9 protein-coding genes are annotated in these 15,146 nt (G+C 41.0%); 3 read left to right on the top strand and 6 right to left on the bottom strand.

From position 1 onward, the window contains the following. Positions 1-12: 12 nt before the first annotated feature. Positions 13-1,473, bottom strand: a complete 1,461-nt coding sequence (locus tag ABWV72_RS15190) for an MFS transporter (RefSeq protein WP_353371523.1) — start codon at positions 1,471-1,473, stop codon at positions 13-15. A gap of 348 nt (positions 1,474-1,821) precedes the next feature. Here ABWV72_RS15190 and ABWV72_RS15185 point away from each other — a divergent pair, with 348 nt between their 5' ends. Together ABWV72_RS15185 and ABWV72_RS15180 are read left to right on the top strand one after the other, a co-directional pair. Beyond that, entirely contained in the window at positions 1,822-4,074 is a 2,253-nt protein-coding gene (locus tag ABWV72_RS15185; protein ID WP_342805049.1) for a glycoside hydrolase family 3 N-terminal domain-containing protein, read from the top strand. Then, a complete protein-coding gene (locus tag ABWV72_RS15180) occupies positions 4,067-5,929 on the top strand; it encodes a glycoside hydrolase family 3 protein (protein ID WP_353371521.1) in 1,863 nt (620 codons plus the stop codon). Before ABWV72_RS15185 ends, ABWV72_RS15180 begins: the two co-directional genes overlap by 8 nt. A 69-nt stretch (positions 5,930-5,998) precedes the next feature. Here ABWV72_RS15180 and ABWV72_RS15175 read toward each other — a convergent pair whose 3' ends face one another. After that, entirely contained in the window at positions 5,999-7,303 is a 1,305-nt protein-coding gene (locus ABWV72_RS15175; RefSeq protein WP_353371519.1) for a methyl-accepting chemotaxis protein, read from the bottom strand. Positions 7,304-7,676: 373 nt separating this feature from the next. On the opposite strand from ABWV72_RS15175, the gene ABWV72_RS15170 reads away from it, so the two are divergent. Beyond that, positions 7,677-8,570 carry an alpha/beta fold hydrolase gene (locus ABWV72_RS15170; protein ID WP_353371517.1) on the top strand — a complete coding sequence of 298 codons (894 nt, stop codon included), beginning with the start codon at positions 7,677-7,679 and terminating at the stop codon, positions 8,568-8,570. A gap of 80 nt (positions 8,571-8,650) precedes the next feature. Here the strand turns inward: ABWV72_RS15170 and ABWV72_RS15165 are convergent, their stop codons facing one another. The 4 genes from ABWV72_RS15165 to ABWV72_RS15150 all read right to left on the bottom strand — a co-directional run bounded on the left by ABWV72_RS15165 (position 8,651) and on the right by ABWV72_RS15150 (position 14,696). Next, on the bottom strand, positions 8,651-9,643 hold the full coding sequence (locus tag ABWV72_RS15165; protein ID WP_216049610.1) for a response regulator: 993 nt from the start codon (positions 9,641-9,643) through the stop codon (positions 8,651-8,653). Between the two features lie 15 nt (positions 9,644-9,658). Further along, complete coding sequence (locus ABWV72_RS15160) at positions 9,659-12,997, bottom strand: MHYT domain-containing protein (RefSeq protein WP_353371514.1); 3,339 nt, start codon at positions 12,995-12,997, stop codon at positions 9,659-9,661. A gap of 453 nt (positions 12,998-13,450) precedes the next feature. Continuing rightward, entirely contained in the window at positions 13,451-13,855 is a 405-nt protein-coding gene (locus ABWV72_RS15155; RefSeq protein ID WP_216049608.1) for a DUF2845 domain-containing protein, read from the bottom strand. Positions 13,856-13,862: 7 nt separating this feature from the next. Beyond that, the gene (locus tag ABWV72_RS15150) at positions 13,863-14,696 is read right to left on the bottom strand and encodes a nitrate- and nitrite sensing domain-containing protein (protein WP_353371512.1); all 834 of its coding nucleotides are present in this window, start codon (positions 14,694-14,696) and stop codon (positions 13,863-13,865) included. Between the last annotated feature and the right edge of the window lie 450 nt (positions 14,697-15,146).

Raw genomic sequence — 15,146 nt, 5'->3', positions numbered from 1 at the left:
GTAACGAAAAGTCTATACTTTACCTCTACGTGCTTCTAACTGGTCGCGAACTTGTCTAGCTGTGGTTTCCGTGATTGGATAAATCACGATTAACCCTATTGCAATCAGCGAACATACAATTGGGATGCCCGCATCAGCCAAACGCATCAAGGTGATAGTCGTGTGCGATTGTTCTCCGCCAAGTTCAACATCAAACCCCGTAGCAATCAGAATAAAACCACCAGCTGCTAGCGCCACGGCCATGCCCAATTTAACCACCCACCAATAAATCGAACCGAACATCCCCTCGCGACGAGCAAATGTCTTTAGTTCATCAAAATCACATACATCAGCAATCATCGAGCCCATAAGTGTGAATAAACCTCCTAAGCCAAATGAAATAAAAGGCACAGGAATAAGAATCAACCAAGGGTTTTCAGGTGTATAACAGAACCACTTTAATCCGTAACCAACGATGGAAAATCCAATGGCAATGAAAAACGCTTTACGCTTGCCATATAAAGTAGAGAGTTTTGCGGTGATGAATATGACACAAAATGTAGAGACTGCAGAAAGAGTGCCCGCCCAACCAGCGTACTCTGAACCGAGGTTAGTATCACCAGCAAAAACATAATAAATAATCACGTAAAACTGGAACGAAGAAACCATCATAAAGCCATTAAAGACCAAAAAAGTAGCGCCACATAGGCACAGAAAAGGTTTATTTTTCAAGGCCTCGCCAAACCCTTGGAAAAACCCCTTAATACCAGGACTGAGAATTTCAGTGTCGGTTTGAGCGGGTTTATCCAAAATCGCCAAATTAGGTTCTTTTAAGAATATCGCAGGCAAAATACCCACAAAAATCGTAAAGGAACCAATAATAATAGCCAGCCACCCCGCGCCTTGAATCATGTCATCGAACAACTTATCGTTTTGCATGAACCACAAAAACCACGGAGCCATGAGATATGCCATTTGGCCCATGAAGTTTTGCACTGCCATTAAGCGGGTGCGTTCATGATAGTCAGGGGTTAATTCATAACCTAAAGCGATGTAAGGCGTTGCAAATACCGTGTAGGCCAAATAAAAAAACAAAGAACCGATGAGAAAAAACCAGAAATAGAACATTTCACTTTGTTCTCTAGGCAATTGCCAAATCAATGCATAGATAATCCCAGCCGCGATAGCCCCACAAAATATATAGGGCCGCCTGCGTCCCCACTTAGTTTTGGTGTTATCACTGATATATCCCATCAATGGATCAGTTAACGCATCTGTTAGCCGCGGTAACGCACTTACCAAACCAACCAACGCCGGATTCATGGCTAAACCTAAATTTAGCACAATAACCATTCCGCCAATTGCCGCACCAAGCAGGTTATTAACCAGTGCGCCTAAGCCGTAAATGAACTTGCGCAATAAGGGAATTTTGTCTCGATTTGCGGTTACCTGAATAGCGCTTTGGGCAGAAGTCGCGACATTACTCTTGGTCATTGAAATGATTCCGGTGTGTATCAGGTTAAGGTTGAGCGCTCGAATTAACGGGCAGCATAAAACTAGTTAACAATAAAATTACATTTTATCGAGCGCCAGACAAACGAAAAACGGTAAGTTGTGGCAATACACACGTCGAAGCGGTCAAACGGGCAAAGTGATTAAGCAAGGAACTTTGTGTAAAGGGCTATTCAGAAGGAAGAGTAGCAACCGACCGCCTTAACTCTCGGCTAGTCCACTTTGGCTTGTTTAATTTGAATTGTTGTATAAGGGGGTTAAGGTTAATGATAAAAACGTTAACAAAGGCTCTTCACAAGACGTTGTCGTCTTAGCGAAGAGTTTTTCTTTATGGAATCAGGCAAATCTATGCTTTCAACTGACCAACCTTCATCATCGAACTGTGTAGCTGTTAGTTACTCTGACAGAATCACTCACCTTCTCTCAAAAATGCATATAGATGAGAAGATTGGACAGCTTAGCCAAGTAATGGGCAACGACAGTGTACAACTTGAACAAGATGTCAGAGACGGGCTTGTGGGCTCAGTCATTAATGAAGTCTGTGCGAAGACACTGTCGAAACTGCAACGTATTGCCACAACAGAAAGTCGATTAGGGATTCCGCTGTTAGTCGGCAGAGACGTGATCCATGGCTTCAAAACAATATTCCCAATTCCGTTGGGCCAAGCAGCAAGTTGGGATCCAGTATTAGTAAAAAAAGCCGCACAAATTGCCGGCAAAGAAGCCTCAAATGTGGGGATTAATTGGACGTTTGCTCCGATGATAGATATTAGTCGCGACCCTCGCTGGGGACGTATAGCTGAAAGTTTTGGTGAAGATCCTGTGTTATCTTCGATAATGGGAGTGGCCATGGTGGAAGGTTTTCAGGGCGATAACTTGCAGAGTTCAACAGCCATTGCCGCCTGTGCGAAACACTTTGTAGGCTACGGAGCTTCGGAAAGTGGTCGAGATTATTGCACCACCAATATTCCACAAAATGAGCTACGTAATATTTATTTCCCGCCCTTTAAAGCCGCCGCCGATGCAGGTGTTGCCACCTTTATGTCGTCTTTCAGTGATTTAGACGGTTTACCTGCCAGTGGTAATAAATGGCTAATGGACTCAATATTACGTAAAGAGTGGCATTATCAAGGATTTGTAGTGAGTGATTGGGAATCCATAGCACAATTACAAATTCATGGTTTGACCGAAAACGCTGAAGAGTCCGCCTTCACAGCATTTGACGCGGGTATTGACATGGAAATGGTCAGCACTACCTATCGTGAAAATCTTTCGAGCTTGCTTGAAAACAACAAGGTGAGTGAACAAGAAATTGATCAGCGGGTACTCAGAATACTTCATTTAAAAGAAAAGTTAGGCCTATTCGATCTTGACTATGAGGCACACGAAAAGCGCAGAGCCCATCAACAAGGCCCCTTGTATTACGACAATAACGACTTAGAAATAGCCAAACAATTAGCGCTAAAAAGCTGCGTACTACTGCAAAACAATAACCAAAGGTTACCGCTAAACTGTAAAAAATTAACCAGTATTGGCTTAATTGGACCTTTGGCGGATGACGGTTACGAGCAACTAGGCACTTGGATTTTTGATGGTGAAGAAGAACATAGTATTACCCTTAGACAGGCCCTTAACGATGCCTTGGGTGAACAGGTAACGCTAAATTACGCCAAAGGATTACAAAATACCCGAACTCACAATACTGATTTAGCTTTCGACGCCATCGAGATAGCCAAAAAGTCAGATGTTGTGGTTTTATGTTTGGGGGAGGAATCCATTTTATCTGGCGAAGCCCATTGCCGCGCTGAGCTTGATTTACCGGGACAACAGCAGTGGTTAATCGAGAAAATCGCCGCTACTGGTAAACCTATAGTACTGGTAATTATGGCAGGAAGACCACTCACCATAGAACCCATTTTGGATAAGGTCGATAGTATTCTTTATGCTTGGCACCCAGGCACTATGGGAGGACCTGCGATTTCCGATTTACTATTAGGAAAGTCATCGCCATCGGGAAAATTAACAGTCTCATTTCCCCGAAAAGTGGGGCAAATTCCAATTTATTACAACCAAAAGCATAGCGGTAAACCGGCTACCGAAGAACAATGCATTCACATGAATGATGTTCCTGAGCGCTCCCCACAAACCTCACTGGGTATGGCAGCAACGCATTTGGATACCCATTTCTCGCCTCTTTTTGAGTTTGGTTTCGGGTTATCCTATGGGTATTTTGAATATACGAATTTAACTTTGAACAAAAAGTCCTTCTCATCTGGCGAACAAATCAAAGCCCAAGTGACCATCAAAAATGCCGGACGCTATGCTGCAGAAGAAATTGTACAAGTGTATGTTCGAGATTTAGTTGGCAGTGTCACCCGCCCAGTAAAAGAGCTCAAACAGTTTAAACGTGTTTTTATTCCTTCTGGTCAAAAAGTCGATGTTGTTTTTACACTGGAACAATCTGAGTTGGCATTCTATGATCGTCACATGCAATTGAATATTGAAGCTGGTAAATTTCAATTATGGATTTCAGGTAGCGCCAAAGCGAGCTTAATAACGGAGTTTGTATTAACCAATGGTTAAACTAAATAGCGGATTTAATCAGCAAATAATTGACCATGTGGAGACACTTCTATCGTCGATGACATTGCCGCAAAAGATCGGTCAAATGACTCAAACAGAGCGCTCTACTTGCTCTGCAGAGGAGATATATCAATATCATATTGGTTCAGTTTTAAGTGCAGCAGGTTCAGCTCCAAGTAACAACGAATTACAAGACTGGTTGGATATGACCGACGCCTATTGGCTGGCGTCAATGAAAGCCGATGAAAACCACTTAGCTATCCCGATTATTTATGGTGTCGATGGGATACACGGTAACAACAACGTTAAAGATGCGGTCATTTTCCCACACAATATTGGCTTAGGGGCAAGTGCAGACTTTGAGCTTATTGAAAACATCGCAAGGGTAACTGCCAAAGAAGTTTGCGCAGTGGGTGTCGATTGGGTTTTTTCACCTAATTTAGCCGTTGCTCAGGACTATCATTGGGGGCGAACCTATGAAAGTTTTTCCGAGGATACTAATTTAGTCTGTCAATTTGCCAGCGCAATGATCACAGGCCTACAAACCGACTTAACCCATTCTGGAGTGCTAGCTTGCGCTAAACACTGGATCGGTGATGGCGGCACTAAGCATGGAATCGATCAGGGAGATACATTACTCGATTGGCAAGATTTAGAACGAATTCACATCCGCCCCTACTACCAAGCAATTGAAGCTGGCGCACTGTCTATTATGGTCTCTTTTAGCAGTTGGAATGGTGACAAGTGTCACGGCCATGGCCATCTACTCACCAGTGTTTTAAAACAAAAAATGCAATTTCCAGGATTTCTAATTTCCGATATGCAGGGAATCGATGATCTTGCTGCAGACTTTTATTTGGCGGTAGCGCAAGGGGTCAATGCAGGGATAGACATGTTCATGGTGCCTGATAATTGGAAAGAATTTATTGAACATTTAAGCGCCCATGTGGAATTAGGAACGGTTTCAATTGAACGTATAAATGACGCTGTACGAAGAATTTTATCAGTCAAAATGGCTGCCGGGTTATTTGATAAACCTCAACCATCAAAGCGTGCATTGGCAAAAGATGCTAATTTTGGTTCAAAGCTGCATCGTGATATTGCCCGTGAAGCGGTTCAAAAATCATTGGTGTTACTAAAGAATCAACACGCCATCTTACCAATTAGCAAACAAGCAAGGGTGTTGGTAACAGGAACCAATGCAGACAATATAGGTCATCAATGCGGTGGTTTTACACTTTCTTGGCAAGGCATTGATGGTAATCAAGAATTTCCAGCTGCAACCTCAATCTGGCAGGGGATCAAAGCACTCAACGCTAACGCTGAATTGATACCCGAGTCAAAAATAGCCGCAGTCAAACCGCAAGATTTTGATGTCGCAATAGTGATTGTAGGCGAGCGGCCTTATGCAGAAGGACTAGGCGACATTCGTTATAGTGACAATGTGATGTTCGAGTCAGGTAAACAAATAAATGGAAAACTACAAATCCAGTCGGCATCAGGTAACTCTTTAGCGTTAAGCATGATTGACCCTCTGGCGATGAAAACTATTGATTTGTTAGTTAACAAAGGAATACCCGTAGTGACTTTGTTGGTTTCCGGTAGGCCATTGCTAATTAATCCTGAGTTGGACCAATCTGCGGCCTTTGTAGCAGCTTGGCTGCCGGGATCAGAAGGCGCAGGTATCGCAGATGTTATATTTGGTGATGCCTCCTTCTCAGGGCAACTGAGTTTCAGCTGGCCTGAAAATTCTCTGGATGCCACAGACGCAGACAATGCCAGCTACCAAATAAAATTCCCCATCGGTTATGGTTTGACCTATGGAACCCCCACCCCACTAAAAACAGCAAGCTAGAGTTATGTCTCATTTTGCGATTTTAGAGGCAATACATGACATTCCAGTTTTACAATTTTCTGAGTAAAACTATTGAGTATTGTCAGATAACCCTGCGACAGAACGAGATACATTTTCAGCGCCCTCTTTAATTTCATGAATGGCCGTTTCAACTGCTTGTAATAAGTCTGTGCCTTTTTTTGTGGTATCAGAAACGGAATTGATATGACGAGTAACCTCATCCGTCAATTCTTGATTCAAACGCACCACATCGCCAATTTCATTGGTAGAATTACTTGTGCGAGCAGCCAGTTGACGAACTTCATCCGCGACAACCGCAAAACCTCGCCCTGTATCCCCAGCCCTTGCTGCTTCAATTGCGGCATTCAGTGCTAACAAGTTAGTTTGATCGGCGATAGAGCTTATTGTCGAGACAATACTACCAATCAAATTTGACTGATTGCCCAAGCTTTCAATTAACTTTACAGACTCTATAACTTCTTGCTCTATTGCGCTGGAATTAAGAACGGCATTTTTTAACGTTTCTGAACCTTGCATAGCAATTTGAGCAGTTTCAACTGCAGTAGAGTAAGCCACTTCTGCTGCTTCAGACACAGCTAAGTTTTGTTTCACCCGGTCGGAAATATCTGCAGCAAACTTAATGACTTTAATAACTTCCCCGGTCTCTGACTTTATCGGGTTATAAGTGGCTTCTAACCATATTTCTTGACCACTAAACGATTTCCTGACAAACATTCCAGAGGTTAGCTTGCCACTTTCTAAATCATCCCAAAAAGTCGGGTTGTCTTGATAAAACTTATCTGAACAAAAGATTCTGTGATGTTCTCCTTGTATATCTTCTAGCGTGCAGTCCATGGTTTGTAAAAAGTTTTGATTGGCATATAAAATATTCCCTTGAGGAGTAAACTCTATGACCGCCATTGACAAATCTAGGGCTTTACTTATCGCAAGTTGAGTCTGTAACGCGGTATATTGTTGGGTCACATCCGTCGCAATTTTAACTATTTTAGTCACTTTACCGGCATGAACAATCGGAAAATACGTTGCATCTAACCATAATTGTTGGCCATGTTTATTTAGCCTTGGAAACGTCCCTGAAAAACTTTCGCCTGATTGCAGCTTCTGCCAAAACTCATAATATCCTCTAGAATTAACATACTCATTGTCGCAGAACATACGATGATGTCGTCCTACAATTTCATCATTGTTAAATTGAACTACGGAAAGAAATAACGAGTTGGCCATCAAAACCGTTCCATCGGGAGTAAATTCAATATAAGCAACATGATTTTGGATTGAATTGACTAATGAAACCTGTTCGCTCAAGGAGTTTTCTAAGGTAACTATTTTTTGTTTTAGGTCACGGTTAAACATTACAACTTCTCAATTTGAACCGTCAATATGACGGTGTAGTGCGAATATGACAGTGTTTTGCGGCCTCAATGAGGCGACATGTATTTTCAGCTAAAGCTCGAATAATTTTGCTCAATTAGATTTTATAACACTGTTTAATCAACCCCGTCCCGAGTAAATACGCTTTAGTGATGCTGTTTATTTTTATTATTAAAAATAAACTAACATAAAAGCCAAACAAAACAATTCAAACAGTATGCTAATTGCTAGAATAAAACGTTAAAAATCATCATGGTAAGTATTACTACCGACAGTTGGGTTTAATTTTTTCCCATAAAATACTTGTGGGTAAAAATTCTTTTATTAAAGAATTACAATATATTGGGAGTAATCAATGCAAGAGAAGTTAGTCAAGGTTAACGGTGTAAATATTGCCTATCAGCTACATGGAATACCATCAAATACTACCATCTTACTCATTCATGGTTTAAGCACTCCGTTAACCGGCTGGCCAATAGAACTAATCAATCTTTTGGTAGCCGCTAACTTCCAAGTATTATTGTTAGATAATCGTGATATTGGTCGCTCTGGAAACTTAAATCACTTAGGTTTGCCTAATTTAGTTTGGACGTTGTTTAAATACAAAATGGGGCGGTCTCTCAAGGTCCCATACCAGCTGCATGATATGGCAAAAGATGTTAGTGCATTAATCGATGAACTTTACCTTCCCAAGGTGCATGTAGTTGGCGCGTCAATGGGGGGGATGATCGCGCAATTGTTAGCGATTCATCATCCTCAGCAAATTAAAACATTAACCTCGATTATGTCCACCACTGGAAACCCAGAGTTACCAACTGTGCATAGATCAATTAGGCCGCTTTTAATCAGTAGACCCAAGTCACGCCAGTTCGAAGATGTGCTAAACCACCATGTATCAAAGTGGCGCGCCATAGAAAGTCCCGACTATCCGGCCGCTAGCCCATATCTACAAAATTACGTCCAGAGCATGCTACAACGAGGCATACCTTCCAGAGGGGCGGCGAGACAATTTTTGGCTATTTTAGCCGCTGAAAATAGAGAGCCAGCACTTTCCAAAATAACCACGCCAAGTTTAGTAATCCACGGTGACAGTGATAAATTAGTGCATGTGGCGGGCGGAAGGGCGACAGCTGAGTCAATCCCAAATAGTAAACTGAAAATTTACCCTGGAATGGGACATGACCTACCAGTGCAGCTGATTCCCAGCATTGCCAGTGAAATTATTCAGCACGCTAGGGAACATCATTGATTAATAGCTTATCGCGTCTTTAAGACAACCTAGATTAACCTTTGCGCAGCAGGTTCTAATGGCTATTTGGTTGTTTAAAACTAGTCTTCTTGAAAACGGTTTTTCACGTCCAACATTTTGTCTAAATTTTGCTGAAATAGCTCAACGATTTTGGGATCAAAATGTTTACCCTTTTGTTCTTGCAAAAACTCCATGGTCTTTTCAATTGTCCAAGCTTCTTTGTATGGACGTTTGCTAGTGAGCGCATCGAAAACATCGGCTAATGCGACAATACGACCATGAATAGGTATATCTTCTCCAGACAACCCTTTAGGGTAGCCGCTACCATCCCATTTTTCGTGATGAGTCAAAGAGACGACTTTTGCTAAATCGATGAGTTCTGAATCCGATTCACCTAAAATCTCAGCGCCAATTTCTGGGTGCTTTTTCATTATCTCGAATTCTTCAACAGTAAGCCGTGCCGGTTTGAGCATTATTCTATCTGGGATACCTATTTTTCCGATATCATGCATAGGCGCAGCGTGAAATAAGTCATCTGCCGCACTCTCAGAAAATCCATAAGCCAGAGCTAATAATCTAGAATAATGACTCATGCGAACTACGTGCATTCCGGTTTCGTTGTCTTTATATTCTGATGCTCGACCCAAGCGTTGGATAACTTGCAAACGTGTGCGACGCAACTCCTCTGCATCGACTAAAGATAAATGAGTAGCGACACGGGCTTTTACTACAGCTGGGGAAATAGGCTTGGATATGTAATCTACCGCGCCCACTTCAAACCCTTTAGCTTCGTCTGTAGCATCCACTAACGCAGTAATAAAAATGACTGGAAGATGTTTGGTTAAATCGTTGGATTTAAGCGCGGTGCATACTTCATATCCAGTCATTCCTGGCATCATAACGTCTAACAAGATTAAATCGGGTTTAACTTTTTCGACCAGATCAAGTGCTTCAAATCCGCTTTTCGCAAAGGTTAGAGAATAAGACTCTCTTAAGATTTGATTCAGTATCCTCAGGTTAGCGGGTTCATCATCTACCACCAGAAGTTTTTGTCGATTAACTGCTGTATACATAGTCTATTCCCATCTCTAACTGACGCGCAATTCACTTTGCATTTGTTCAATTAAATTAATTGCTTTTTCGAATTCGAAATCATTTAAGACTTCGACAATTTCAACCATTTTTGCAAACAATGGATGCTTATTCTGTGACGACAATTTATCAATTAGTAATTCATCAAACTCATTTTTTCTGACAATCTCAACTAATTGATCTAATACTAGTAACAAAGCGTCATTACTCAAGAATTCATCTTCTTCAACCAAACCTTGGTTCATCTGTTGATTTCGCATACCGATAATTTTTGCAATTTTATGCAGCTCATCCATCATAGATTGAACCATTTTAAGCAAGTTTGTAGCGTCGGCTTTTTCGATATTATTTTCCAGCTCAGACGCAATCCCCGCAAATTTAGCTAATGATAAGTTGCCTGCAACTCCTTTCAATGCATGAACGCTTTGTTCAAGTTCAGACCATTCTGCGATTTCAATAAAAAACGTTAATTGTTCTAATTTGGCTTCACAGTCGCGAATAAACTCACTGACTTGTTGAAATAACGTGGTTTTAGAGCCCCATAATTTCGTGCCTTTATCAATATCTATTGATAATAAGTGGTCCAACTGTTGTTCGACAGAAATAGTGTCATCGACATCTCGATGTAACTTCAATACTTTAGCAATTTCAAAAGTAAGCAGTTCAAAGTTAACAGGTTTGTTAGCAAACCCCTCCATTCCCGCTTCTAAAGCAGACAGACGATCTTTTTCTAGCACACTGGCCGTTAGCGCAACAATGGGAATATGCCGTAATTTTTCTAGCTGTTCTTGCTCCCTGCGTTTTTGTGCCGCGCTTAGCCCGTCCATCACTGGCATTTGAATATCCATCAGTACCACGTCAGGTTTGTCATTTCGCATCCGAATCAGGGCTTGTTCCCCGTCGCGAGCGGTAATAACAGTATGCTCAGCACGAGTTAACAAAATCGTTAGTAAATCAATGTTCTGTTGCAGATCATCAACCACTAAAATGCGTAACTTGGGCAGTTTGGTTGGCAATAGTTTTGCGGCTTTTTGGCTTTTACCGTCGACTTTCTTAAGTGGCAGCGTGAAGGTAAATACGGAGCCAATATTCAATTGACTCGTAGCGGAAATACTTCCCCCCATCAGCTCAACCAACTGTTTACTGATAGTCGTGCCAAGACCTGTGCCACCAAAGCGTCGACTCATTGATTCGTCAGCTTGCTCAAAGGCTTCAAAAACGTTTTGCAATTGTTCTTCTGACATACCAATACCGGTATCTTTTATTTCAAATTTGACCATCTCATCAGTATGTTTTGACAACATAATAGTGACGCTACCCTTGTGGGTAAACTTGACCGCATTGCCGACTATATTGGTTAGAATTTGGCGAATTCGATCAGGCACACCATTATAGTTACCGGTGATATCAGTGGCGATTTCAAGATCGATAGAGACCCCTTTTCGCTGGGCTTGTAGCCATAAAGTTGATACCACGGCATCAATTTCTTCGACGATAGAAAAATCGCGATATTCTAATTGAAACTTGCCTTTATCTAACTTAGCGCTATCCAAAATATCATTCAGAATATGCATCAAAGATTTAGCGGATTGATTAATCGTAGTGACATGCTTTTTCTGGGTTGAAGATAGTTCACTATCAAGCAGAATATCGCTAAAGCCAACAACAGCATTCATGGGAGTGCGAATTTCATGACTCATATTCGCTAGGAAAGCAGCACGAGCAGAGGCTGCTTGTTCGGCTTTGTTCTTAGCCTGCACCAACTCTTGCTCGATAGATTTGCGTTGGGTGATATCCATAATAAACCCATCAAGATAATTTTCACTGCCATCTTCGCTGCTAATCGCGCGACCATAGCCCAGCATCCATTTCGTCTCACCAAACCTATCAATAACTCGATAATCAATCACAAACCCATCAGGGTTATCAAAATCGGTTTCCATAATATGTTCGTTATCATCAGGGTGAATAAAATCCGCAAAACGACGTTGCCCTTTGGGTAAAATAAAGTCTTTTGCAGGGTAGCCGAGGATATTCTCCACTTCATCACTGATAAATAAAAATGGCCATTCTGCTTGATTTAAACAACGATAAGCTATGCCTGGTAGGTTACTCAACAGCGAACGAAAACGCGTTTCGTTTTCGCGTATCTCAGATTGTAGTTTTAGTCTTCCACGTAAATCACGTAAAAACGCAACAAATAGGTGTTGGTTTTCAATTTCAACGTGACCTATATATAATCTGACGGGAATAGTTTGCCCTTGCTTAGTAAGAGCCTCAACGTCTCTGCTTGCACCAATAATTTTAGCTTCTCTGGTGCGCAAATAATTACTGATGTAGCTATCATGTTGGTCATGATGTGGAGCGGGAACAACTTTGTTGACGTTTTTACCAATTAAATCCTCTGCCGACCAACCCAATAAGCTCTCGACTGAACGATTTACACTGATTACTTTGCCCCATTCATCGATAGTGATGATTCCATCTACGGCGGTATCCATAGTTGCTACTAGGCGCTTTTCATTCTGTAACGAACGAGCTGAAATATCTTTATATTTGAAAACGAAATTCAGCGCAATTACCAGCGCGATAATAACAACTGTAATAAACGCGATAGTAAGTGCGAGGAAAAGTGAAATGTGTTCAGATTGCTGTGATAACTCCATTCCTTCAGGTAGCACAAAACGGGCTGCGGCCATGCCGGTATAATGCATAGCGGATATAGCGATCCCCATTACCACACTGGCTATGCACATCTTAGAAAATTCACTTAACTTAATTTGGGTAAACTTATCTAAGCCAAAACGAAAATAAAGTGCGACAAAAGCTAAGCCAACTGCGACTAAAATAGATAGCATAAACATTGGTAAGTCATAACGAAGTAATGGCGCCATTTCCATAGCCGCCATTCCAATATAATGCATAGAGCCTATGCCTGACCCTACCAAAATCCCGCCTAATATCAATTGCGCTCGACTTATGTTCTCTTGCATGAGAAGGTTTTGAGCGACCCAAGACGCAGCGATCGCAGGTATCAATGAAATCAGTGTTAACGACATGCCATAATTGACATCAGTACATAAATCAAATGCCAACATACCAATAAAATGCATCGACCAAACACCACCTCCCAAGGCGATGCTACTAACCATCAATGCTAATTGTCGCCGTTTAGGCGATAACGAATTAGCGGCTTGGTACCCCACTTGAAATGCCATGAAAGAAGCAAACATTGCAATAAATACCGACAGGGCAACCAACCAGAAATTATATTCTCCGATGACTAACAAATTATTTGGTACTGCTTCAAAAACATTTTTAATATTGTTATTCATTCAAGCGGAGCCTTGTCCTTACAGCATTTTGCCATTGTTAAAGATTACTTTTGTTTTCATGGAAGGAATTCTCAGCCTAACACGCGTTTAATATTTAAACTAAAATCGTTAGCTTAACCGAGACAGGAATAAACGTCTAAAGGGCAAAGTATGTGAAGTTTAGTTGATCTTTTAGCGATTACTTTTATCAAAAACAATCATTTTAATCTGTTGTTTTGCATAGTAGCAATGAACCCTAAATGCGGTCAATTAACAACTCTTGAACTACAACTCTACAACATAAACTAAGGTTCGTCTCGGCACGCCTAGTTAAAAGGTAACAATAATAGCCATAAGCAAATTTATGAGACCGAAAACAAGAGTAAAAAGGTTGTTTAGCAACAGCTGAAACGCGTTTATTTAGCGACTTATATACAGCAGAACGAGGTTTTGAAGGGGAATAAGACGAGCAACTTAACTTCTTGGGCCATTCTCTATTTTAATAAGCACTCCGTCTCGAAATTCCAAAATCTTATGAAATTGACCTTTTGGTTGCTTGTAAAGATAGCGCTCTAGTTTAACGCCACGGTGTTTTTTCTGCTGGGTAGTTAAGTCTTCTTTAAAACTAGGTTCGCCACAGGTTAAAATTACATCCAAGGTAGTGTCACCGGTTTTAATTAACTTTGAGCCACAACGCAACGTATCAGCATAAACAGAATGGCTCAAAATGCTGGCGCAGATCAACAGTCCGAAACCTAATTTATTGCGAAATCCAAACACCATTGCTTCTCCATGAATTAACTTTATAAACTGCAACCCCACTGACTTTAGCAAGTCAGTGGGGAAAATCAACGAGGGAAATGGGGCTTTTACTACCATGACTATTTTAGGTGTAAGCTTTAATTCGCTTAATTTCGTTATCTAGAAGGCTGTTCATTGATTCCATTGTATTGCTGGCCATAGTGAAATAGCTGTCGCCATCAATATTAATATCTGTAGGTTGGATGAGTTCCTGTTTAATAGTCCCAGTCAATATTTTACACGCGTTTCTGGCTTCAACGATTAAACGTTTGCTCTCCTCATTTGAAAGGCCGGCCAATAGGCTAAAAGAAGTCATCGAGTATTCTTGAATTTTCTGTTCAAGATATTTCAGCTTGTTTTTGTCCATATTGGTTATCTCACCTGAGGAGGCAACGGCGATTCCTATTGATCTTGCCTGACCGATAAACTCGACAGCCATAGGTAACTCTTTCCAAATACATTGCAGGTCTAAAATTTCTCTGGGTAACTTGTGCGTCTTTTTCCAATCATCAGCAGCAACTTCCATTAACCTTAAGAGGTTTTCTATCAAACTAGTATGTTGCGTAAAACTCTCTGCGATAGTTAACGAAAAACCATTTTTTTCAAGACGTGGCCAATGGTCAATAAAACTCAGCCAGCGAGACTGTTTGTTAAATACGTCATCTTTGTCTAAATTTACTATCCCTAGATCAATTTTTTGGCGCAACTCAATAATTAATGGCTCGACTCGCAGATTACCATTTAAATAGCCGACACTGAGTCCTCGGTGACGCTGCAAGTTGCCGATTAAACTGCGGAGTTGGGTAATCACATCCAGAGCGCGGATCAACCTAATACGGTCCGTAATTCTCGTATAAGCTCTAACGAAAACCAAAGCGAATATTAAAACGGTTAATATGATGGTAAAAGTTTCTAACATGTATATCCTAAATTGGGAAACAGAACGAAAAATAAGCTAATCGCTTTGTAATCTAAATTGCTTATAACTAATCAACACTTTTTAACCAATGAATAAAAAGTCGACGGGCCTTATCACCTATAAATTAGTACTGTGAATTTGTTTAAGCGCTTAAAATCAACATTACTGTTAACAAAGCAATTATTAAGCCACTGCGATATATAAATGCTGGAAGACATTGATTGATAATAAGCAAAACCACTTTAAATAGACAACTAACAATCTGTTGACAAATATCAGGCTATTTTTTACTTTTTAATATGAGAATCGGCTAAGACGAACAATATTTATTGCACACTGCCAGCTCCATCGCCCCATTTTGGTGCGCCCTATTTCCCTTTTAGCTTTTCAGAATCATAGTTTACTGACATTTGGCAGTATTTCAGATATTGGCCGTGTATCGAAAAAAAG

The organism is Aliiglaciecola sp. NS0011-25 (genome assembly GCF_040370605.1).
In the GTDB taxonomy this organism is placed as follows: Bacteria; Pseudomonadota; Gammaproteobacteria; order Enterobacterales; family Alteromonadaceae; genus Aliiglaciecola; species Aliiglaciecola lipolytica_A.
The sequence above is the reverse complement of the archived record's forward strand: the minus strand, read 5'-3'. Positions and strand labels throughout refer to the sequence as shown.